Source organism: Streptomyces sp. NPDC001070 (assembly GCF_053598835.1).
The window spans coordinates 188,026-209,536 of sequence record NZ_JBSFLB010000001.1; the positions used below are offsets into that span (position 1 = coordinate 188,026).

Annotated in this window: 19 protein-coding genes; 3 read left to right on the plus strand and 16 right to left on the minus strand. The window is 74.2% G+C overall.

All coding sequences use genetic code 11. The features are described from left to right. Nucleotides 1-13: 13 nt before the first annotated feature. The 10 genes from ACWDAS_RS00930 to infC form a co-directional block, all read right to left on the minus strand. Nucleotides 14-2,620: an AAA family ATPase gene (locus tag ACWDAS_RS00930; protein ID WP_450386159.1), complete on the minus strand. Its 2,607-nt coding sequence runs from the start codon at nucleotides 2,618-2,620 to the stop codon at nucleotides 14-16. A 183-nt stretch (nucleotides 2,621-2,803) separates the two neighbouring features. Beyond that, nucleotides 2,804-3,097 carry a hypothetical protein gene (locus ACWDAS_RS00935; RefSeq protein ID WP_450386161.1) on the minus strand — a complete coding sequence of 98 codons (294 nt, stop codon included), beginning with the start codon at nucleotides 3,095-3,097 and terminating at the stop codon, nucleotides 2,804-2,806. Nucleotides 3,098-3,185: 88 nt separating this feature from the next. Further along, nucleotides 3,186-4,367 (minus strand): PP2C family protein-serine/threonine phosphatase, encoded by a 1,182-nt coding sequence (locus ACWDAS_RS00940; protein ID WP_450386162.1) that lies wholly within the window; start codon nucleotides 4,365-4,367, stop codon nucleotides 3,186-3,188. A 232-nt stretch (nucleotides 4,368-4,599) separates the two neighbouring features. Continuing rightward, the gene (pheT, locus tag ACWDAS_RS00945; RefSeq protein WP_450386164.1) at nucleotides 4,600-7,101 is read right to left on the minus strand and encodes a phenylalanine--tRNA ligase subunit beta; all 2,502 of its coding nucleotides are present in this window, start codon (nucleotides 7,099-7,101) and stop codon (nucleotides 4,600-4,602) included. Continuing rightward, nucleotides 7,101-8,234 carry a phenylalanine--tRNA ligase subunit alpha gene (pheS, locus tag ACWDAS_RS00950; protein WP_450386165.1) on the minus strand — a complete coding sequence of 378 codons (1,134 nt, stop codon included), beginning with the start codon at nucleotides 8,232-8,234 and terminating at the stop codon, nucleotides 7,101-7,103. The genes pheT and pheS overlap by 1 nt, the downstream gene beginning before the upstream one ends. A gap of 137 nt (nucleotides 8,235-8,371) precedes the next feature. After that, entirely contained in the window at nucleotides 8,372-9,508 is a 1,137-nt protein-coding gene (locus tag ACWDAS_RS00955) for an ATP-binding protein (RefSeq protein WP_450386167.1), read from the minus strand. Nucleotides 9,509-9,553: 45 nt separating this feature from the next. Continuing rightward, complete coding sequence (locus ACWDAS_RS00960; protein WP_450386168.1) at nucleotides 9,554-10,387, minus strand: TrmH family RNA methyltransferase; 834 nt, start codon at nucleotides 10,385-10,387, stop codon at nucleotides 9,554-9,556. A 109-nt stretch (nucleotides 10,388-10,496) separates the two neighbouring features. Continuing rightward, nucleotides 10,497-10,880 carry a 50S ribosomal protein L20 gene (rplT, locus tag ACWDAS_RS00965; protein ID WP_018564305.1) on the minus strand — a complete coding sequence of 128 codons (384 nt, stop codon included), beginning with the start codon at nucleotides 10,878-10,880 and terminating at the stop codon, nucleotides 10,497-10,499. A 101-nt stretch (nucleotides 10,881-10,981) separates the two neighbouring features. Next, nucleotides 10,982-11,176, minus strand: a complete 195-nt coding sequence (gene rpmI, locus ACWDAS_RS00970) for a 50S ribosomal protein L35 (protein WP_450386171.1) — start codon at nucleotides 11,174-11,176, stop codon at nucleotides 10,982-10,984. Nucleotides 11,177-11,295: 119 nt separating this feature from the next. Further along, nucleotides 11,296-11,970: a translation initiation factor IF-3 gene (gene infC, locus ACWDAS_RS00975; protein ID WP_450386593.1), complete on the minus strand. Its 675-nt coding sequence runs from the start codon at nucleotides 11,968-11,970 to the stop codon at nucleotides 11,296-11,298. 331 nt (nucleotides 11,971-12,301) lie between these two features. On the opposite strand from infC, the gene ACWDAS_RS00980 reads away from it, so the two are divergent. Beyond that, nucleotides 12,302-12,679: a DUF1844 domain-containing protein gene (locus ACWDAS_RS00980; RefSeq protein ID WP_450386172.1), complete on the plus strand. Its 378-nt coding sequence runs from the start codon at nucleotides 12,302-12,304 to the stop codon at nucleotides 12,677-12,679. A 65-nt stretch (nucleotides 12,680-12,744) separates the two neighbouring features. On the opposite strand, the gene ACWDAS_RS00985 is transcribed toward ACWDAS_RS00980, so the two are convergent. Continuing rightward, entirely contained in the window at nucleotides 12,745-13,479 is a 735-nt protein-coding gene (locus ACWDAS_RS00985; protein ID WP_450386174.1) for an SseB family protein, read from the minus strand. Nucleotides 13,480-13,576: 97 nt separating this feature from the next. On the opposite strand from ACWDAS_RS00985, the gene ACWDAS_RS00990 reads away from it, so the two are divergent. Next, nucleotides 13,577-14,578 (plus strand): serine hydrolase, encoded by a 1,002-nt coding sequence (locus tag ACWDAS_RS00990; RefSeq protein WP_450386176.1) that lies wholly within the window; start codon nucleotides 13,577-13,579, stop codon nucleotides 14,576-14,578. On the opposite strand, the gene mycP is transcribed toward ACWDAS_RS00990, so the two are convergent. Together mycP and ACWDAS_RS01000 are read right to left on the minus strand one after the other, a co-directional pair. Beyond that, nucleotides 14,544-15,737 carry a type VII secretion-associated serine protease mycosin gene (gene mycP / locus ACWDAS_RS00995; protein ID WP_450386178.1) on the minus strand — a complete coding sequence of 398 codons (1,194 nt, stop codon included), beginning with the start codon at nucleotides 15,735-15,737 and terminating at the stop codon, nucleotides 14,544-14,546. The two genes, ACWDAS_RS00990 and mycP, sit on opposite strands and share 35 nt — an antisense overlap. Next, nucleotides 15,734-16,930 (minus strand): hypothetical protein, encoded by a 1,197-nt coding sequence (locus ACWDAS_RS01000; protein ID WP_450386180.1) that lies wholly within the window; start codon nucleotides 16,928-16,930, stop codon nucleotides 15,734-15,736. The genes mycP and ACWDAS_RS01000 overlap by 4 nt, the downstream gene beginning before the upstream one ends. Before the next feature lie 147 nt (nucleotides 16,931-17,077). On the opposite strand from ACWDAS_RS01000, the gene ACWDAS_RS01005 reads away from it, so the two are divergent. Continuing rightward, complete coding sequence (locus tag ACWDAS_RS01005) at nucleotides 17,078-18,280, plus strand: amino acid deaminase/aldolase (protein WP_450386182.1); 1,203 nt, start codon at nucleotides 17,078-17,080, stop codon at nucleotides 18,278-18,280. A gap of 58 nt (nucleotides 18,281-18,338) precedes the next feature. Here ACWDAS_RS01005 and ACWDAS_RS01010 read toward each other — a convergent pair whose 3' ends face one another. From ACWDAS_RS01010 to ACWDAS_RS01020, 3 genes are read right to left on the minus strand one after another with little or no spacing between them, the layout of a single operon-like run. Then, complete coding sequence (locus ACWDAS_RS01010) at nucleotides 18,339-19,271, minus strand: DUF2510 domain-containing protein (RefSeq protein ID WP_450386595.1); 933 nt, start codon at nucleotides 19,269-19,271, stop codon at nucleotides 18,339-18,341. 53 nt (nucleotides 19,272-19,324) lie between these two features. Further along, nucleotides 19,325-20,113: a 3-oxoacyl-ACP reductase gene (locus tag ACWDAS_RS01015; protein WP_450386184.1), complete on the minus strand. Its 789-nt coding sequence runs from the start codon at nucleotides 20,111-20,113 to the stop codon at nucleotides 19,325-19,327. An 8-nt stretch (nucleotides 20,114-20,121) separates the two neighbouring features. Further along, on the minus strand, nucleotides 20,122-21,507 hold the full coding sequence (locus ACWDAS_RS01020; protein WP_450386185.1) for an aldehyde dehydrogenase family protein: 1,386 nt from the start codon (nucleotides 21,505-21,507) through the stop codon (nucleotides 20,122-20,124). Nucleotides 21,508-21,511 lie beyond the last annotated feature (4 nt).

The window sequence follows — 21,511 nt, forward strand, 5'->3', positions numbered from 1 at the left end:
GCGCGTGGCCCGGCTACGCGTAGTCCGGCGTCCGCGCCGGCGACTCCCACCGCGCGTCGAGCCGGGCCAGCTCCGCGCGGGCCCGGGCCTCGACCGGGGCAGCGCCGACCGCCGAGCTGATCTCCAGGGCCTCGATCAGGGCGCTCCGGGCCGCCGCCGCCCGGCGAGGGCGGCGCTCGGCGGCGCCCAGCACGATCAGCGTGCGGGCGAGGTCGATGGGGAGCGAACGGCCGCGCAGCCGGTCGGCGGCGGCCTGGATGCGGGCGATGCCCCGCTTGGAACGGCCCAGCAGGCACTCGCGCAGCCCCTCGGCGCGGTCCAGCGCGGAGAGCACGCTGACGGAGGGCCGCGCCCCGGCACGGCGGCGCGCGGCGCGCAGGATCTCGGCCGCGGAGTCCGTGTCGCCCAGGATGACCGTCGCCTCGGCGAGGTCCCCGTACCAGCGCAGCATCACCGGGTCGGCGATGCCCATCGTCTCGCCCAGCCTGCGCACCTGGCGCAGGGTCTCGACGGCGGCCGCGGTGTTCTCGCGCCCTCCCGCCAGCAGTTGCGCGCGGCCGCGGACGCCCAGTGCCCGCAGCAGGAAGAGTTGGTCCCCGTCGGTCATGCAGGCCCGGATGGTGCGGTCGGCGAGCTCCAGCGCGCGGTCCAGGCGTCCGCCGGCGGTCTCGGCGAGCGCGGCGGCGTAGAGCACGGGCGGTGAGTCGTTGCCGGCCCGGACGGGGAGCACGGCGCAACGGGCAACGTTGTCCAGGGCCTCGCGGCAGCGTCCGGACCGCACTTGGATGCGGATCAGCGCCACCAGGGTGGCGGCGGTCTCCTCGACGGAGACGTACTCACCGGTCCTGCCGAGAAGGCCCGCCATCTCACGTTCGGCCTCGGTGATGCGGTCGGCGTCGGCGCCCAGGATCGCCCGGGTGCGGACCAGTTCGCGGGCGCCGGGACCGTCGGGCGGCATCGGGAGGCCGAGCGCCTCGCCGAGCGCCGCCTCGGCGGACTCCGCCTCGCCGTGCAGCGCGTGCAGCCGGGCGAGCAGCGCCAGGGCGGCCACCCGGGTGTCCACGGCGTCCGTTCCCTCGCCGCCGGCGAGCAGCGCCATGTCGGCGGCACGGCGCGCGTGGGCGGCGGCCTGGGCGGGGCGCCCGCCGATGAGGTGGCGTACGGCGGCCCACTGGTGCAGCCGGGCCTCGAGCGCGGGGTGTCCCTCGGCCTCCACCAGTCCGTCCGCTATGAGGCGGCCCGCTCCGCCGAGCGCCTGTCCGGCGTTGCCGAGCATGATCAGCCGGGCCAGCACGCGCTGCCGGGGGGAGCCGGCCTCGGCGAGTACGGTCTCCGCGGCCCGTTCGGCGTCGCCCCGCAGCCCGGCGTCGCTGGCGTACTCGGCGGCGGCGAGCAGCCGGTCGGCGCGGTCCGCCGGGCGGTCCGCAGGGGTACGGCGGGCCGCCAGGGCGGCGAGTTCGGCGGCGGTGGCGGGGGCGCCGCGACGGCGCGCGGACTCGGCGGCGGCGCTGAGCGTGGCCGCGGTGGTCTCGTCCGCGTGCGGATGGGCCAGGGCCAGGTGGCGGGCCTGCTCGACCGGTTCGGGAACGACGCGGGCGAGGAGTTTGTGGGCGGCGCGCCGGCCGTGCTCGGGGGTGTCGGCGTAGACGGCTGCGCGGATCAGCGGGTGCTGGAAGCGGATCGTTCCCTCGGCGTCGGCCACGGCGACCCCGAGTGCCTCGGCGGTGGCCAGATCGCCCTCCGGGTCCGGTACCCCGGCGGCGCCGAGCAGTGCCAGCGTGGGACGGGCCGAGGCACTGGCCACCAGGAGGGTCTGCCGGGCGGAGGCGGGCAGCAGCCGTACCCGGTCCAGCAGCAGATCGCGCAGCCGGGGCGGCACGGACAGGGTGTCGCCGGCCTCGAAGGGCGTGCCGTCGCGCAGCGCGGCGCGGCCGAGTTCCAGGGCGTACAGCGGATTGCCCGCGGCGGTGTCCTGGATGGCCCGGACGGCGGGCTCGGGCAGCCGCGCCCCGGTGTCGTCCAGCAGCAGTTCGGCCACGTCCCCGTCGGACAGCGGCGGCACGGCGAGCGCCGTGGTGCCCGGCGGGCAGCACCGCAGCCCGGGCGGCTCCTCACCCTCCATGACGCGCTCGGCGGCCAGGAAGCGCACGGCCTCACCGGGCGGCAGCCGCCGCAGGGCCAGCGAGAGAACCTCGGCACTGGGCATGTCGAGCCACTGCAGGTCGTCCACGACGATCAGCACGGGGCCGGCCGCCGCGAGGGCCCTCAGCAGTTCGACCGCCGCATCGCGCACCGCCAGCCGGCTCTGCGTCGCGACAGGCTCGTGGCCGCGCAGCAGCGCGGCGCGCAGAGCCGCGCGGGGCCCCTCCGACAGCCCGTCGACGTACTCCTCCGGCACCCGGGCGAAGAGGTCCATCAGGGCCACGAAGGGCAGCTTCGCGTCCTCCTCGGCGGGCACGCAGCGCAGCACGAAGCCGCCCGACGGGACCTCGTCGGTCAGCGCTGCGAGCAGCGCCGACTTGCCGATGCCCGCCGCTCCATGGAGCAGGACGCCCGGACCGGCGGTCAGCTGTGTCCGGGCATGGTCGAGGATCTCCCGACGCCCGATCAGGGACGGCATATGCTCATGACAACGTTTGCCCAACTGCCTTGTCAATGGCCGCAGTCAGCCTTCCACGGAGGCGTCGGTCACGCCAGCCCCTTCCGGGGCACCCCGCGTCGCCACGTGCACGCGGTGCGTGGTGGGGCTTCTCCCGGAAACCCCAACCCCAACCACACACGGCCCGCACACGGCGACACGGGGTCAGGCAACCCCATCGGGATGCGGCAACAGCACCACACGATGCGCCCCCGCATCCGCCGCCAGCGCGCTGTCACACGCCGCGACGACGGTGATCCCCGCGGCCGCGACCCGGCGCAGTTCGCTCCACGCGCCGCGGCTGATGACGGTCGTAGTCACGGAGGGACCACGGCTCCAGGGCGCGCTGTTAAGGGCGAGCTGCATCGCGGAGCGCTGCGGGCCGGGCGGGCCGACCACGGCGATCAGCTCTCCCGTGGGCGCGGACAGATCGGCTCCGGTGACGGTCGGGGTTGCCATGCCTGCCCCTCTCCTCGTTCTGGCCGGTATACGAGCAATGGGCGTTTTGCTCGGAGGTCGACCCAGGTTTACCAAGGATTGGGCCCGATCAGAGGCGCGGCACTCCGGGAACTCCGGTTGCGGTACGGGCACCGGCCGCCTGTGCGGGCACGCGTGGGGCGTCCCGGTGGATCACCAGCAGGGCCGCGTCGTCGGTCAGCCGTCCCCGCGTGTGGCGCAGGAAGGCGGCGCGCACCGCGTCGACCAGGACCGGCGCGCACAACGCACCGCCGCGAGCCGCCGACTGGGCGGCCCATTCAAGCACCGGCAGCAGCGGGAAGAACTCCCCGGCCGTGTCCCGGGCGTCCACCGCGCCGTCGGTGTGCAGGAACAGCGCCTGGCCGGGGAGGAGTTCGCCGCAGGACACGGCCTTCACGTCCGGCCCCGGGTCGAACAGGCCGAGCGGCGGGCACGGATCGCCGGCCTCCAGCGGGCAGGCGCGGAACCGTCCGGGCCGGTCGGGGCAGAGCCGGTACGGCTGCGGGTGGCCGCAGTTGACGACCTGGACGCCGCAGTCCTCGCCGACTTCCAGCAGCATCAGGGTCACGAACTCCTCGGCGGCGTGCGCACGCCCCCGCAGGTGCCGGTGGAACGCCCTGTCCAGCCGCCGGAGCACGCCCCCGAGCTCAGGCTCGTCGTGCGCGGCCTCGCGGAAGCTGCCGAGCAGCGCGGCGACCGTGCCGATGGCCTCCAGGCCGTGGCCGCGTACGTCACCGATGACCGCGCGCACCCCGTAGGGCGTCGCGAGCACCTCGTACAGGTCACCGCCGACCCGGGCACCCCGGCTGGCCGAGAGGTAGTCGCCCGCCACCGCCAGGTCGTTCACCCGTTGCGGCAGCGGGCGCAGCAGCACCTGCTGGGCGGCGACGGCGATCTCCCGCGTACGGTCCAGCTCGGCGGCGAGCCGGGCCCTGCGGTCCACGAGCCAGAAGCAGAGGGCGAGGACGGCGAGGACCGCGACCTCCGTGCCGAGGCGCTGCCCGGTGTCCGGCACCGCCACGGCCACGGCCACCACGGCGAGACCGCCGCCGGCCAGGACGCAGCGGCGCCGGCCCGTCCCCGCGCACGCGATCACCGGCGCCGCCACCACGGCGGGGACCCACTGGACTCCCCCGGGCAGCGCGTACACCATGCCCAGCACCGCGGCCACCCAGAGCCCCGGCAATGACAGGATCGCCAACCCCCGTGCCCTTCGTCCGCGTTCGCCGCTGACTGCCCTGGGTCGGATCATGCCTCGGGGCTCCCCCTGAAGCCGTTGACGCGGCCGACGACGACACAGCCCCCGCGTCGAGTGGGCCCTGGTTCCGACCGATTGTGGCGACTCGGCGCGACGAAGCGGATACCCAGCGGAATCATTTCACCCGATCGGGCTACGTGACCGGGGAGAACGCCGATGGGGCGCCCCCGGCGGACCGGGGCGCCCCACGCGGACGCGATCGAGCGGACGGGCGCCGCGGGCGGCGTCAGGCGCCGCGCAGCGTCGCTCCCGTGCGCTCCGCGGCGGCGGCGACCGCCGCGTCACGGGCCGCGGAGGCCTCGTCGGCGGTGAGCGTACGGTCGGGGGCGCGGAAGCGCAGGCTGTAGGCGAGCGACTTCCTCCCCCCGCCGATCTGCTCACCGGTGAAGATGTCGAACAGCCTCAGCGATTCGAGCAGTTCGCCGGCGCCGGAGCGGAGAGCGGTCTCCACCTCGGCGGCCGGGACGGAGGCGTCCACGACCAGGGCGACGTCCTGGGTGGCCACCGGGAAGGTGGACACGCGCGGCGCGACGACCGGACCACCGGCGGCACGCTCCAGGCGGTCGAGGTCGATCTCCATGGCGGAGGTGCGCTCCGGCAGGTGCAGCGCCTTGATCACCCGGGGGTGCAGCTCGCCGGCATTGCCGACCAGCACCTCCTCGCCGTCGACCACCGCGAGGAGCGCGGCGCAGCGGCCCGGGTGGAAGGGCGCCTGCTGGTCCTGGCGGACGATCAGCTCGACCCCGGCCTCGCGGGCGACGATCCGGCCCGCCTCGATGGCGTCCGCCGCCCCGGTGGGACGGCCCTGGCCCCACCAGCCGGCCTGCTCACGGGCACCGGCCAGGACGACGGCGACCCGCCGCGGCTGCCGCGGCAGGGCGGCGTTGAGCGCGGCGATCTCGGCATCGGTCGGGCGCCGGTCGACCGGCAGCCGCGGCGGCGCGGGCTCCTCGCCGCTGGGGCGGAAGACCAGGCCCGTCTCGAAGAGGGCGAGGTCGTGCGCGCCGCGCCCGACGTTGCGGCGCAGGGCGCCGAGCAGCCCGGCCAGCATGGTCGTGCGGAGCGCGGGCTCCTCGTCCGACAGCGGGTTGGCCAGCTTGACCGTGATGCGGCGCGGGTCGTCCGCGTCGAGGCCGAGCTGGTCGAAGACCGCCTCGCCGACGAACGGGTAGTTCTGCACCTCGACGTAGCCCGCCCCGGCCAGCGCCCGGCCGACCCGGCGGCGCAGCTTCTGCGACTCGGTCAGACCGCGGCCCGAGGGCAGCTTCGGCAGGGTGGAGGGCAGGTTCTCGTAGCCCTCCAGCCGGATGACCTCCTCGGCGAGGTCGTTGGGGTCGCGCAGGTCGGGGCGCCACGACGGCACGGTGACGATCAGCTCGTCGGCGCCGTAGACGTCGCAGCCGACCTGCTGCAGCCGGCGGACCACGGTCTCACGGCCGTACGCCATGCCCGCCACCTTGTCCGGGTGGTCGGCGGGGATGGTGATGGTGTGCGGCGCCGAGGGCGCGATGACCTCGGTGACGCCGGCCTCTGCGGTACCGCCCGCGAGCAGCACCAGCAGGTCCACGGTGCGCTGCGCGGCGGCGGCCGCGGCCTGCGGGTCCACGCCGCGCTCGAAGCGCTTGGAGGCCTCCGAGGACAGCTTGTGCCGGCGCGCGGTGCGGGCGATGGCGACCGGGTCGAAGTGGGCCGCCTCGATGACGACGTCCGTCGTCGTGGCACCCGTCTCGTCGATCTCGGTGTTGGCGCCGCCCATGACACCGGCCAGGCCGATCGGCCCGCGGTTGTCGGTGATCACCAGGTCCTCGGGGTCGAGGACGCGCACCTGGCCGTCGAGCGTGGTCAGCTTCTCGCCCGGGTGTGCCCGGCGCACGCCGATGGCGCCCTCGATGCGGTGGCGGTCGTACGCGTGCAGGGGCTGGCCCAGCTCCAGCATCACGTAGTTGGTGACGTCCACGGCGAGCGAGATCGGCCGCATGCCGGCCTTCTGCAGCCGGCGCTGCAGCCAGATCGGCGAACCGGCCTCCGGGTCCAGCCCGGTGACGGTGCGCGCGGTGAAGCGGTCGCAGCCGACCGGGTCGGCGACGCGCACCTCGTAGCCGTAGGAGTTGGGGCCGGGCACGTCCAGCAGCGCGGGGTCGCGCAGTGGCAGGCCGTAGGCGATGGCGGCCTCACGGGCGACACCGCGCATCGACAGGCAGTAGCCGCGGTCGGGGGTGACCGCGATGTCCAGCACCTCGTCGAGGAGCTCCAGCAGCTCGATCGCGTCGGTGCCGGCCTCGTGCTCCGGCGGCAGGACGATGATGCCGTCGTGGTCGTCGCCCATGCCGAGCTCACGCGCGGAGCAGATCATGCCGTGCGAGTTGCGCCCGTAGGTCTTGCGCGCGGAGATCTCGAAGTTGCCGGGCAGGACACCGCCGGGGAGGATCACGACGACCTTGTCGCCGACGGCGAAGTTGGTCGCGCCGCAGACGATCTCCTGCGGCTCGCCCGTCCCGTTGGCGGTGCCGACGTCGACGGTGCAGAAGCGGATCGGCTTCTTGAAGCCGGTCAGCTCCTCGATGGTGAGCACCTTGCCGACCACCAGCGGGCCCTTGAGGCCGGCGCCGAGCTGCTCGACGGTCTCGACCTCGAGGCCGGCGGAAATGAGCTTGGCCTGGACGTCGCGGCCGGACTCGCCGGCGGGCAGGTCGACGTACTCCCGCAGCCAAGAAAGCGGGACCCGCATCAGATCTCCATCCCGAACGGAAGGGTGAAGCGCACGTCACCCTCGACGATGTCTCGCATGTCCTCGACGTTGTGACGGAACATCAGCATGCGCTCGATGCCGAAGCCGAAGGCGAAGCCGCTGTACTTCTCCGGGTCGACGCCGCAGGCGGTGAGCACCCGGGGGTTGACCATGCCGCAGCCGCCGAGCTCGATCCAGCCCTCGCTGCCGCAGGTACGGCAGGGACGGTCCGGGTTGCCGACGGACTCGCCGCGGCAGACGTAGCAGACCATGTCCATCTCGGCGGACGGCTCGGTGAACGGGAAGTAGTTCGGGCGGAGCCGGGTCGTGATGTCCTCACCGAACAGCGACTGGACCATGTGGTCCAGCGTGCCCTTCAGGTCGGCCATGGTCAGGCCCTCGTCGACCGCGAGCAGCTCGACCTGGTTGAAGACCGGGGTGTGGGTGGCGTCCAGCTCGTCGGAGCGGTAGACCCGGCCGGGGCAGATCACGTAGACCGGCGGCTCGCGGTCGAGCAGGGAGCGGATCTGCACCGGGGAGGTGTGCGTGCGCAGCACGACGCCGCTCTCCTCGGGACCGGCGCCGGCGGGCTTGTCGCCCTCGACGAAGAACGTGTCCTGCATGGTGCGCGCGGGGTGGTCCGCCCAGATGTTGAGGGCGTCGAAGTTGAACCACTCGGCCTCGACCTCGGGGCCCTCGGCCACCTCGTAGCCCATGGCCACGAAGACGTCCTCGATGCGCTCGGAGAGGGTGGTCAGCGGGTGCCGGGCACCGCGCGGGACGCGGTCGTAGGGCAGGGTGACGTCCACCGCCTCCTCGACCAGCACGCGCTCGTCGCGCTCGTTCTCCAGCACCTCCTGCCGGGCCTTGAGCGCCTGGTTGACCGCGCCGCGGGCCTGGCCGACGCGCTTGCCGGCGTCCGCCTTGGCGTGCGGCGGGAGTGCGCCGATCTCGCGGTTGGCCAGGGCGAGCGGCGAGCGGTCCCCGGTGTGGGCCACCTTGACCTCGCGCAGCGCGTCGAGGTCGGCTGCTTCGGCGATCGCGGCGAGCGCCTCGTCGCGCCGGCGCTCGATCTCTTCCGGTTTCAGTGCCTCGACCTCGACAGGGTCGTACGACTTGTTCGGTGCCGACATTTCTTCCCGTTCCGATGTGGGTGATGGCGTGGCCGACCTGCCTGCCCGACCGCTGAATGCCAAGGGTCGAGTCTATCGGGGCCACGGGGAAAGGCTGGTCACGCCCGTCGGGGCCGGTGGATCACCACGCGATTCGCTCAGGCCGTGAAGGCCGGCGCCCCGACGGGCAGAATAAATCGGAACTGGGCGCCCTTCCCGGGCGCGCGACCCACAGTGATCGTACCGCCGTGGGCCTCGACGATGCCCTTGACGATGTACAGACCCAGGCCCGTGCCACCGCGTTTGCTACCCCGCCAGAAGCGGGTGAAGACGCGGTTCATGGACTCCTCCGGGATTCCTGGCCCCTCGTCGCTCACGGTCACTGCCGTGCCGGACCATCCCGGCTCGCGCGGGGAGACCGCCGACGCGGGTGCAGCTGCCACCTCAATGGTGACAGTTCCCTCCCCGTGACGCACGGCGTTTTCCAGCAGGTTCCCCAGGATCTGGTCGACCTTGTCGGGGTCGGCCCACAGCGACGGCAGCGACTCCGCCACCCGCACGGCGAAACGGTCCGCGGGCTGCCCGGCCGCGACGAGGGCGTCCACGTGGCGCCGCACCGCGGCGGCGATGTCGACGAGCTGCCGGCGCACCTCCAGGCGGCCGGAGTCGATCCGGGAGATGTCGAGCAGCTCCGCGATCAGCCGTGTGACACGGTTGGCGTCGGCGTGGACGGTCTCCAGCATGAGCTTCTTCTGGTCCTCGGTGAAGCGTTCCCACTTCGCCAGGAGGGTGGCGGTGAAGCCCTTGACCGAGGTGAGCGGGGAGCGCAGCTCGTGCGCGACGGTGGCGATCAGCTCGGCGTGGCTGCGCTCGGTGCGCCGCCGCGCCTCGGTGCCGCGCAGCGCGACGACCAGCCGGCGCACCGGGCCGGTCGGCCGGTCGCGGACGTACTTGGCGGAGACCAGGACCTCGCGGCCTCCGGGGAGCAGCAGGTTGCGCTCGGGTTGCCCGCTGCGGGTGGCCAGGCCCCCGTACGGGTCGGTGAGCTGCCACCAGCGGCGTCCGTCCAGGTCCTCCAGGGGCAGCGCCTGCTCGATGGGGCGGCCGACGACCTCGGCGGGGTCGAGCGCGGTGATCCGGGCGGCGGCCGCGTTGAAGCAGAGGACGAGGCCGTGCTCGTCGGCGACGACGAGGCCGTCCGGGAGTTCGTCGGGCGTGACGCCGAGTTCGGTCAGGACAGTCGGCCAGCCCTGCAGCGCGCACGGCGGCGTGCCGCCGTTCGTCCTGACGTCCATCCCCGTAACCCCCTCTCCAGGGCGGTCCCCGAGGGCGTCACACTACTAGCTCATTGTCACGGTGCGGCACCCTCCGGGAGCACGCTGCGCGCGGGCGGAGGCGTAGAGGCACACGGCGGCGGCCGTGGCGAGGTTGAGGCTCTCGGCCCGTCCGTGGATGGGGACGCGCACCACCTGGTCCGCGAGTGCGCGGGTCTCCGCCGGCAGGCCCCAGGCCTCGTTGCCGAAGATCCACGCGGTGGGGCCGCCCATCGTGCCCTCGTCCAGTTCGGCGTCCAGGTCGCGGTCCCCCGCGCCGTCGGCGGCGAGCAGCCGTACGCCGGCCCCGCGCAGGCCGCCCACCACGGTGTCCATGGGGACGCCGACGGCGACGGGCAGGTGGAAGAGGCTGCCGACCGAGGCCCGTACGGCCTTGGGGTTGTACAGGTCGACGGAGGCGTCGGTGAGGACGACGGCCTCGGCACCCGCGGCGTCGGCGCAGCGGAGCACGGTGCCGGCGTTGCCGGGGTCGCGCACGTGCGCCAGCACGGCGACGAGCTTCGGCCGGCCGCGCAGGATCTCCTCGAACGGGGTGTCCAGGAAGCGGCACAGGCCGATGATCCCCTGCGGGGTGACGGTGTCCGACATCTCCGCGACGACCTCGTCGGTGGCGGTGAGCACGGGCACCCGGGCGGCGTGGGCCGCGGCGACGATGTCGGCGTGCCGGGCGGCGGCCTCGGGGGTGACGTAGACCTCGATCAGATGGGCCATGGCCTCGCGGACGGCCTGCGGGCCCTCGGCGAGGAAGCGGCGCTCCTTGCCGCGGAAGCTGCGCTTGGCCAGGCGGCGCGCGGCGACGACGCGAGGGGATCGCAGGGATGTCAGCTCGGGGCCGGCCATGGGGGTGCACTCACTTCGGTCGGGGTCTGGCCGGGGCGCGCGGCGCGGCGCCCCGGAACACAGCACGGACCCGCAGGCACACGGCCTGCGGGTCCGGAAGAGCGGTGGGTCAGGCCGCCTTCGGGGCGTTGACGTCGCTCGGCAGGGCCTTCTGGGCCACCTCGACCAGCGCGGCGAACGCGTTGGCGTCGTTCACGGCCAGCTCGGCGAGGATCTTGCGGTCCACCTCGACGTTGGCGGCCTTCAGACCCTGGATGAAGCGGTTGTAGGTGATGCCGTTGGCGCGGGCAGCGGCGTTGATGCGCTGGATCCACAGCTGACGGAAGTCGCCCTTGCGCTTCTTGCGGTCGTTGTAGTTGTAGACGAGGGAGTGGGTGACCTGCTCCTTCGCCTTGCGGTACAGGCGGGAACGCTGGCCGCGGTAACCGCTGGCCTGCTCGAGGATCGCCCGGCGCTTCTTCTGGGCGTTGACTGCCCGCTTGACGCGTGCCACTTGAGTAACTCCTTCTAGGGGGCCGTGGGGTTCTCACGCGGCCCGAAAGCGAATGGGTCCCGGTTCACGATCGCGCCCCCTGTCGGAAGGGGGCGGCGCCGTCACTTGCCGAGAAGCTTCTTGATCTTCTTGGCGTCGGCCGGGGCCAGCACGACGGTGCCGGACATGGCACGGGTCTTCGTCGACGGCTTGTGCTCAAGGTAGTGGCGGATGCCGGCGCGCTCGCGGACCACCTTACCGGAGCCGGTGATCTTGAATCGCTTGCTCGCACCGCTGTGGGTCTTGTTCTTCGGCATGCGCCGTAGTCTCCTCGTCGCTGGCCCTCCCGTCCGCCCTGGGGCGGACGGAGAGCGTCAGTCCTTCATTGCGTTACCCGGAGCGGAACTCCGGGTCCTGGCAACGCCGTCAGACGGCGTCAGCTGGCGTCGGCGGGAGCGTCCTGCTGCTGCTCCTGCTCCTGCTCATCGGGGTCCTTCGGCAGGCGACCGGCCTTGCGGGCGGCCTGCGCCTCGCGGGCCTCGGCCATCGCCTCGGTCTTCTTCTTGTGCGGACCGAGGACCATGATCATGTTGCGGCCGTCCTGCTTCGGCGAGGACTCCACGAAGCCCAGCTCCTGGACGTCGTCGGCGAGCCGCTGCAGCAGTCGGAAGCCCAGTTCCGGGCGCGACTGCTCACGACCGCGGAACATGATCGTGATCTTGACCTTGTCGCCCTGCTTGAGGAACCGGACGACATGACCCTTCTTGGTGTCATAGTCGTGCGGATCGATCTTCGGCCGGAGCTTCATCTCCTTGATGACCGTGTGCGCCTGGTTCTTGCGCGCTTCACGGGCCTTCATGGCCGACTCGTACTTGAACTTGCCGTAGTCCATGAGCTTGCAGACCGGCGGGCGTGCGTTCGCCGCCACCTCGACCAGGTCGAGGTCGTACTCCTGCGCAAGCTCCAGTGCCTTGGCAAGCGGCACGATGCCGACCTGCTCGCCACTGGGACCGACGAGTCGCACCTCGGGGACGCGAATCCGGTCGTTGATGCGGGGCTCGGCGCTGATGGGGCCTCCTCGGTAGCACCACGCGACTGACTGGCTCGACAGCCGCGTAACGTCTGAAACTTGGTCCGGCCCGTGAGGAGGCGTGAAAAAACGCCCCATACGGGTCACAGGCGAATGCTCCTCACAACCGGGAGCACCGCCGCGATATTCCGCGGGGCGCATCGGGTACCGCGTCCTCGTCCGGGGACACGGCGCCTGACCGGTGACCCGCCGCCCTGGAAGGGGCGGCAAGGTGGGAGATCGGAGCCTCCACTTGTGGGCTGGAGCGCTCCGTTTCCGTGACGTCCACGGGGTGTCCAGCCGGTCGATCGTCAAGCATACCAGCGTCCGGCCGCAGACCGTAATCGGTCGGCGTGGCCCTATCGTGTGAGGCATGAGTGACGCCAGCCCCCAGCACGAGTCCCCCTCCGCCGACCGTCCCGACTTCGACACGCTGACCCGCGACATCGCGGACGTCCCGGCGGTCGAGGTGATCACCACGGTCGCGGTGCACCTGATGAGCGCGGCGGCGGTGAACCTCGGCCTCGCGGAGGACGGCGAGCAGCACAAGGACCTCGACGAGGCACGCAAGCTGATCACCGCGCTGGCCGGCCTGGTCACCGCCGGCGCGCCCGAGATCGGCTCCTACCACGCCGCGCCGCTGCGGGACGGCCTGAAGTCGCTGCAGCTCGCCTTCCGCGAGGAGTCCGTCATCCCCGACGCGCCGGGTGAGGGCCCGGGCGAGAAGTTCACCGGCCCCGTCCACGGCTAGAGCCGCCTGCACCGCCTCCCCATTCCAGCGCTCGAGACGGCGCCGTCCCCGACGGGGCGGCGCCGTCAGCGCGTGAAGAGCGGTTCGCCGGGCAGCTTCGTGTCCGCGGGCAGCAGTGCCAGGTCGATCCCGCGCACGAGCGCGCCGCGCAGCACGTCGTCCGCGGCGAGCGTCGCCGAGACGCGCTGCGCGACCTGGCGTACGTCGGCGGCCGGGTCCAGGACCAGCCCCAGCGTGCCGTCGGAGCCGGCGGACGGGACGAGATGGGCGCGGACCACCTCCGGCGCCGCCTCCACCGCGGCCCGCAGGGCCTCGCGGACGGCGGGGTCGGCCAGCGGATCCGCCGTGGCGCGGCCCGAGGCGACGGCGCGCAGCGCGGCGCCGGTCAGGGCGTACGGCACGGGCCCGGCCATGTCGATCAGCAGGGTGTCGGCCTTCTCGTGCGCGAGCGCCTGCAGCGCCTGTCCCAGCGGTACGGCCACCGGCCGCGCGTCCGGCCGCCAGCGTGCGAGGGCCTCGGTCGAGGTGAACGCCGGCAGCGCCCGGCGCCCGTCGGCGGCCTGGATGGTGGGCACCGCCATGTCGCTGGTCTTCTCGCGGCGCAGCCCGCCGGGGCCCTCCTCGACCTCCCCCAGCAGCGCCACCACCGGCACGAGGAAACGCGCCCCCGGGAGGGCGGCGAGCACCTCGGGTTCGGCCGACCGGTCGGCGTCGTAGGCGGCGAGCGCCGCCGCGAGCCGGGGGTCGGCGGAGCCGTCGTCGTCGGAGAAACCGGGGTCGGGGATGTTCTTGAGAGCCACGCCCCGAGGGTATCCGGGGTGCGGGGCGGGGATTTCTTACGGCCCCTTAATACGCCTCTCACGGGTCGCGCAGGTTCCGTCCCTAGGTTCCCAGGGCATGGCTTCCGAGAACCCCGCCGCACGGCGCCGCTGCCGTGCGGGCCGTCGCAGCTGTGCCCGCGCCCCCCGCACCCCGTCCGGCTCCGCCGCACCGCGCGGCATCGTGCGCGCGGTGGTGGCCACCGCCGTCCTGGCGTGCGCGGCGCTCGGCGCCGCGACATACGTGTCCGCGTCGCCGTCGCGCACCGCGGCGGCGGTGACCACCGCGCCGTCCGGGGTGACGGCGAACGTGGCGATCGGGAAGGCGGGCATGGAGCCCCAAGTGGTGTGGAGCGAGGTGCTGGAGAAGGCGCTGCGGGGGGTGTCGGGGGACCCGCGGGCGCGTTACTCGGTCGCGGTCCTGGACACCGCGTCGGGCGCCCGGGCGGTGCGCGGGGACGGGCTGTACGACACGGCGAGCATCGTCAAGGTCGACATCCTGGCGGCGCTGCTGCTCCAGGTCCAGGACGCGGGACGGCAACTGACGGCGCAGGAGAAGGCCCGGGCCGAGGTCATGATCGAGAACAGCGACAACACGGCGGCCACCGCGCTGTGGCGGGCGATAGGCCGGGGCCCCGGCCTCGACGCCGCCAACCGCCGCCTCGGGCTCACCTCGACGACGGCGGGCAGCGGGCTGCTGTGGGGGCTCACCCGGACCACCGCGGCCGATCAGCTCACCCTGCTGCAGCGGGTGTTCGGCTCGGACGGCGTGCTCGACCCGGCGTCACGCGCGTACGTGCGGCGGTTGATGGGGCAGGTGTCGGCCGCGCAGGTCTGGGGCGTACCGAGCGCCGCCGACGGCTCCTACGAGGTCAAGAACGGCTGGCTGCAACGGAGTTCGACCGGGCTGTGGGACATCAACAGCATCGGGCGGGTCCGGGCCGGCGGCCGCACCTACCTCGTCGCCGTGGTCTCCCGCGGAAGTGCCACGCAGGCCGCGGGCGTCTCCCTGGTGGAGCGGGCGGCGCGGGCGGCCGTGGAGGCGTTCAGCCGTGCCGCTGACCGTTCCGGCGCGTCGTGAACCCCGGGCGCAGCCACAGCAGGACCGCCGCGGCGACCAGCCCCGTGCCCGCGACCGCGAAGGCCGCCGCGATGCCGTCACCCAGCGCGTCCCCGTCCGCGGCGGCGGCCGCCTTCGCGGCGTCCGGGCCGGAACCGAAGTACTTGCGCGCATAGGGGACCGCGCTCGGCACGGTGCCCTCCGGCTCGAGCTTGGCCGCCGCCTTCAGCGCGGCCGCCGGGTCCACCAGTCCGTGGCCGACGGCGTCGTCGCGGCCGCCGGGCGGGGTGTCGCGGGCCGTGTCCTCCAGCAGCCGCTTGACCTGGGCGGGGCTCAGCCGGGGGTAGGCGGAGCGGATCAGCGCGGCCGTGCCGGAGACGTAGGCGGAGGCGGTGCTGGTGCCCCAGCCCTCGTAGTAGCGGCGGTTGGGATCGGCGATCACGACGTCGACGCCGGGCGCGGCGACGGTCGCGTACCAGCGGCGGGTGGAGAACGAGGCGCGGGTGCCGTAGCGGTCGACGGCGGCCACCGCGACGACGCCCGGGTACGCCGCGGGGTAGGAGGCCCGGTTGCCCTGTTCGCCGCCGTTGCCGGCGGACGCGACGACGACCACGCCCTTGCGGAGCGCGTACTGGATCGCGTCGTCCTCCTGGGCCTCGGGGTGGGCGGTGCTGCTGTCGTCGCCGAGCGAGAGGTTGATGACGTCGGCGCCGTGGTCGGCGGCCCAGCGGATGCCGTCGGCGAGCGCGCCGCCGCGGGTGGTGCGGGCCTTCTTGCGCTGCGGGTCCTTGTCCTCCAGGATCACCCGCACCGGAAGGATCCTGGCCTCCGGCGCGATGCCCAGCACCCCTTCCGAGTCGCCGGGGCCGTGCCCGTGGCCGGCGATGATCCCGGCCATGCCGGTGCCGTGCCGGGCCCACGCGGTGTCGCCGCGGCGGGCCCCGAAGCCGACCATGTCCTTGCCCTCCAGGACCTGCCCGGTCAGGTCCGGGTGGGTGCCGTCGACGCCCGTGTCGAGCACGGCGACGGTGACGCCGTCGCCCTTGGTCGTCCGCCACGCCTCCTGGGCGTGCAGCGCGTCCAGCGCCCAGTCCGCGTCCCGTACGGCGTCGGCGTGGGCCGGGACGACGGGCAGCAGGGCGAGGGCGGCGGCGGCCAGAGCGGTGGCCAGTCGCCTCATCCGGAGCCTCCCGTCGGGGTGACCGTCAGCGAGTGCGCGGCGCGGCGGGCCCGGGTGTCGACGGCGTCGGCCAGGGCCTCGGCCTCCTGGCCCAGCCCGGCCTGGGCGGGCGCGGCCGTGGCGCCCGCGGTGACGGCGGAGGCGGCCGGCTGCGGGACGCCGATGTCGCGGCCGTCGGCGAAGCCGCTCACGGCGTAGACGACCACGGGGAGGTCTGCCGCCACCGTGACCGTCCAGCTGGCGCGCTGGCGGTCGCCGAAACCGGCCGAGACCGTACCGGGGAAGGCGACCGGGCGGGGCATCAGATCGCCCCGGGAGCCGAGGCGTTCGGTGATCCAGCGGTTGCGCAGCTTGCGCATCGCGGGGGCGTCCGCCTTGGTGACGAGCAGCCCGACCGTGGTCACGGCGCTCGACGTGGCGTCGGTGTAGGTGGCGCGCAGCAGCTTGGCGCAGCCGGCGGGGCGCAGCACCTTCGCCAGCAGCGGGTCGAAGGCCTCCCGGCAGTCCCCTGCGGGGGCCACGCCGATCCGCGTCCAGGTGCGCTCCGCGCCGCCCGGGCCCAGCCCCTGGCCGTGCAGGGTGGGCGGGAAGAGCGTGTCGACGGGCGTGCTGTGCCACAGGCCGCGGGCGAGAGCGAAGTCGCGTCTGCTCGCCTCCGCCGCCGTGGGCGTGGGCGCGGCCGGGTCGTGGTTGATCCACACACCGGCTCCGGCCCCGCCGAGCAGCCCGAGGCCCAGCACCAGGCACAGGGCGGCGGCCGCCGTCCGGGGCCGCGCCTGGGCGGCGTGGGCGGGGGCGTGCGTGGGCCGGGGCGGGTACGGCGGGGGTGCCGCGGGCGGTACGGGCGACGGCCAGGCCGCGGCCGGGGCGTGGGCGGGCGCGGGCGGCACGGGTCCGGCCGCCGGACAGGCCGCCCCGACGGGGCCCCCGGCGCCGGCGGGGCGCGGGTGCGGCGGCGCCGGCGCGGGGGCCGTTCCGCACATCTCCTGGGACAGCCCGTCCTCGGGCTCGCCAGCGGCGGCGGGGCCGGCGGCCGCCCAGGGGGCGGAGGGGGTCCGGCCGGGGGCCGCGGCGGCGGCCCAGTGGGCCGGCGCGGAGGTGTGCGGGGCGGCGCCCGGAGGCGGCGGTATCGGGCGCGGAGGGGACCAGCTCGGCCGGGGGGTCACTCCCCCGTTGTCGAAACCGGTGCTCACCCGGTGCCCCCTCACGGCCGCACGGCGGTCGGCCCGTTCACGCAATGGACTGCGGCGTCACTCTACTGGTCGCGGCGACGTCACGACGCGTCAGTACGGATCACTTGCCCCTACCGCTCGGTAGGGGCATTCTGGCAAGCTTCGCGCATGCCTGATCGCGGAGCTGATCGCACCCGGTACGACCGGGCCACCGCCCACCTCGACGCGCCCGTGGCGATCGTGGACCTGGAGGCGTTCGACGCCAACGCGGACGACCTGGTCCGCAGGGCGGGCGGCAAGCCGATCCGGGTGGCGTCCAAGTCGGTGCGGTGCCGCGCGCTCCTGGAACGCGTCCTGGAACGGGACGGCTTCGAGGGGATCATGTCGTTCACCCTCGCCGAGTCGTTGTGGCTGGCGCGCTCTGGCTTCGACGACGTCCTGCTGGCGTACCCGTCGGCGGACCGGTCCGGCTACGCGGAGCTGGCGGCGGACCCGAAGCTGGCCGCCGCGGTGACCGTCATGGTCGACGACGTGGCGCAGCTCGACCTGGTCGACTCCTCGCGCGCGGGCGGCTCGGAGATCGTCCGCGTCTGCCTGGAGCTCGACACCTCCCTGAGGATGCTGGGGGGCCGGCTCCGCATCGGGGCGCTGCGCTCCCCGCTGCACCGGCCCGCGCAGATGGCGGCGCTGGCCAGGGAGGTGTCCCGGCGGCCCGGCTTCAAGCTGGTGGGGATCATGGCGTACGAGGGCCATGTGGCCGGGGTCGGCGACTCGATCGCCGGCCGGCCGCTGCGTTCGCGCGCGGTACGGCTGATGCAGGCGGCGGCGCGCCGGGAGCTCGCGGCGCGCCGGGCGGAGGCCGTGGCGGCGGTGCGGGCCGTGGCGCCCGGACTGGAGTTCGTGAACGGCGGCGGGACGGGCAGCGTGCAGAGCACGGCCGCCGAGGAGGCCGTGACGGAGATCGCGGCCGGGTCGGGGCTGTACGTGCCGCGGCTGTTCGACAACTACACGTCCTTCCGGGGCCGCCCAGCGGCGCTGTTCGCGCAGCCCGTCGTGCGGCGCCCGGGCGTCGGCGTCGTCACCGTCCTCGGTGGCGGCTACCCGGCCTCGGGTGCGGCGGGCCGGGACCGGCTGCCGGTGCCGTACCTGCCGGAGGGGCTGCGCTACGACCCCCAGGAGGGGCCGGGCGAGGTGCAGACGCCGCTGATCGGGGCGGCCGCCGACGATCTGCTGATCGGTGACAAGGTGTGGTTCCGGCACGCCAAGGCGGGTGAGCTGTGCGAGCGGTTCGACACGCTCCACCTGGTCGAGGGTGACCGGGTGGTGCGAACCGCGCCGACCTACCGCGGCGAAGGCAAAACGTTCCTCTGACGTACGGACGCCCCGGCCGGACGGACCCGGCCGGGGCGCTGCTGCGCGGGGGCGGCGGTCAGACGCCGGTGCCGCCGGATCCCGAGGTCTTGATGCCCTTGGTGATCTCGTCCATCACGGCGAGACCGGGCGCCTCGGCGTTGATGTCGAAGCCGTAGCGGACCAGCACGAGCTTGTCGTGGTTCTTGGGGGACGGGAAGACGAGCGACTGCACATAGCCGTCGTCGCCGTTCTTCGTCACGACCTTCCAGCGGACGTAGTAGCCCTTCTGGCCGGCGACGGTGACCGCGCCCGAGCCGGTCACCTGGTGCGAGGTGATGGCTCCGTAGATGTCGTCGCCGTAGGACTCAGCGGCGTTCTTCGCGACGTCCTCGGTGGCGGCGGCCTTCGGGGTGGCCGCCTTGACGCCGGCGGCGTAGGCGGGCTCCGTGGTGACGCCGCCGCGCACGCAGGTGCGGGAGGAGTCGCCGGGGCAGGCGTAGGGGCCGACGGTCAGGGCGGCGCGGCCGTAGCGGTCCGTCGTGCCCTGCCAGCCGTCCGGCACCGGGACGCTGATGCCGTCGAGCACGTCCACGGCGAAGCCCGGCTCGCTGTCGGGGGCCGTCGACGGCCCGCCGCCGGGGCCGCCGTCCAGCCCGCCGTCGCCGGAGTCGGGGTGGGGCGCGGACGCCGAGGGGGCCGGGGCCGCCGCGGGGGCGTCGCCGCCGCGGCCCAGCGCGACGACGCCGCCGATCACCGCGCCCGCCACCACGAGGGCGGCGACGACGGCTATCGCGATCACACCGCCGCGCCTGCCGCCGCCCCCGCCGGACAGGACCTCGGCGGGGTACGGCGGATGGCCCGGCGTGCCGGGCGCCGCTCCGAAGGCCGGCGCGGGGGGCGTGGCGCTGCGTGTGTACTCGGTCCACTCGGTCCCGTCCCACCAGCGCTCCAGAGCGGGCCCGTTACCTGTCTGCCCGGGTTCTGGGTACCAGCCGGGCGGGGTCGTCATGGTCACGGCGTCACCCTAAGGCCCGGGCCTTAAGATTCCCGTCAGTCGGCCGGTCACAGAGGGGTCACGTACGCCCCCGCGATACCGCCGTCGACCAGGAACTCCGCACCGGTGATGAAGGACGCGTCGTCGCTGGCGAGGAAGGCCACCGCGGCGGCGATCTCCTCCGCCTCCGCGAAACGCCCCACCGGGATGTGCACCAGACGGCGGGCCGCCCGCTCGGGATCCTTGGCGAACAACTCCCGCAGCAGTGGAGTGTTGACCGGCCCCGGGCACAGCGCGTTGACGCGGATCCCCTCCCGGGCGAACTGCACGCCCAGTTCGCGGGACATCGCCAGCACGCCGCCCTTGGAGGCGGTGTACGAGATCTGCGAGGTCGCCGCGCCCATGACGGCGACGAAGCTCGCGGTGTTGATGATCGAGCCCTTGCCCTGCCGCTGCATGTACGGCAGCGCCGCCTTGCAGCACAGGTACACCGACGTGAGGTTGACCTCCTGGACGCGGCGCCAGGCGTCGATGCCCGTGGTGAGGATCGAGTCGTCGTCCGGGGGCGAGATCCCCGCGTTGTTGAAGGCGACGTCGACCGAGCCGTAGGTGTCGTACGCGGTCTTGAACAGCGCCTCCACCTGTTCGGCGTCGGTCACGTCGACCTTGACGAACAGCCCGCCGGCCTCCTCGGCGGCCGCCTTGCCCGCCGCCTCGTCGATGTCGCCGCACACGACGTGCGCGCCCTCGGAGGCGAGCCGGCGCGCCGCGGCCAGGCCGATGCCGCTGCCCGCCCCGGTGACCACCGCCGTCCGGCCCACCAGGCGGCGGCACACCACTGCTTCTGCTTCCGTCATTGCCGGGATCACTCCTCCGTGCTGATGAAGACGTTCTTGGTCTCGGTGAAGGCGGCCAGCGCGTCCGGGCCGAGCTCACGCCCGATCCCCGACTGCTTGAAGCCGCCGAACGGTGTCCAGTAGCGCACCGAGCTGTGGGAGTTGACCGACAGGTTGCCGGCGGCGGTGCCCCGGGCCAGCCGCAGGGCGCGGCCGACGTCCCGGGTCCAGATCGAGCCCGACAGGCCGTACGGGGTGGCGTTGGCGAGCCGCAGCGCGTCGGCCTCGTCCTCGAAGGGCAGGACGACGGCGACCGGACCGAAGACCTCCTCCACCGCGACGCGCTCCCCCGGATCGGTGGGGGCCAGTACGGTCGGCGGGTACCAGAACCCCTTGCCCTCCGGGGCCGTACCGCGGATCGCGACCGGCGTGCCGGGGTCCACGTACGCGCGGACGCGGTCGCGCTGCGCCGCCGAGATGAGCGGGCCCATGTCGGTGGCCGGGTCGGCCGGGTCGCCGACGCCGACCGCGTGGACGGCGGGCTCCAGCAGTTCCAGGAAGCGGTCGTACACCTGCCGCTGGACGAGGATGCGGGTGCGGGCGCAGCAGTCCTGGCCCGCGTTGTCGAGGAAGGCCATCGGAGCCGTCCCCGCCGCTCGCTCCAGGTCCGCGTCCGCGAAGACGATGTTGGGGGACTTGCCGCCGAGTTCGAGGGTGACCCGCTTGAGGGTGTCGGCGCACTTGGCCATGATCTGCTTGCCGACGCGGGTCGACCCGGTGAAGACGATCTTGGCCACACCGGGGTGCTCGACCAGGGCCGCGCCCGCGACGGGGCCTTCACCGGGCAGCGCCTGGAGGAGATGCTCCGGCAGCCCGGCCTCCAGGGCCAGGTCGGCCAGGCGCAGCGCGGTCAGCGGGGTGGTCTCGGCGGGCTTGAGGACGACCGCGTTGCCCGCCGCGAGTGCCGGGGCGGTGCCCCAGGCGGCGATGGGCATCGGGAAGTTCCAGGGCGCGATGACGCCGACGACGCCGAGCGGTTCGAGGAAGGTGATGTCGATACCGCCGGGCACCGGGATCTGCCGTCCGCTGAGCCGTTCCACCCCGCCCGCCGCGTAGTCGAGCAGGTCGCGTACGTTGCCGGCCTCCCAGCGGGCGTTGCCCGCGGTGTGGCCGGCCTCGCGCACCTCCAGGGCGGCCAGTTCGTCGGCGTGGGCGTCGACCACGGACGCGAAGCGGCGCAGCAGCCGCGCCCGGTCGGCCGGGGCCAGGGCCGCCCAGGCGGTCTGGGCGCGGGCCGCGCGGGCGACGGCGGCGTCGACGTCCTCCCGGCGTGCCGCGGGGACGGTGGCGATCACCTCTTCGGTGGCCGGGTTGAGCACGTCCAGCGCTTCGAGCGGTTCGGGTGCTTCGGGCACTCAC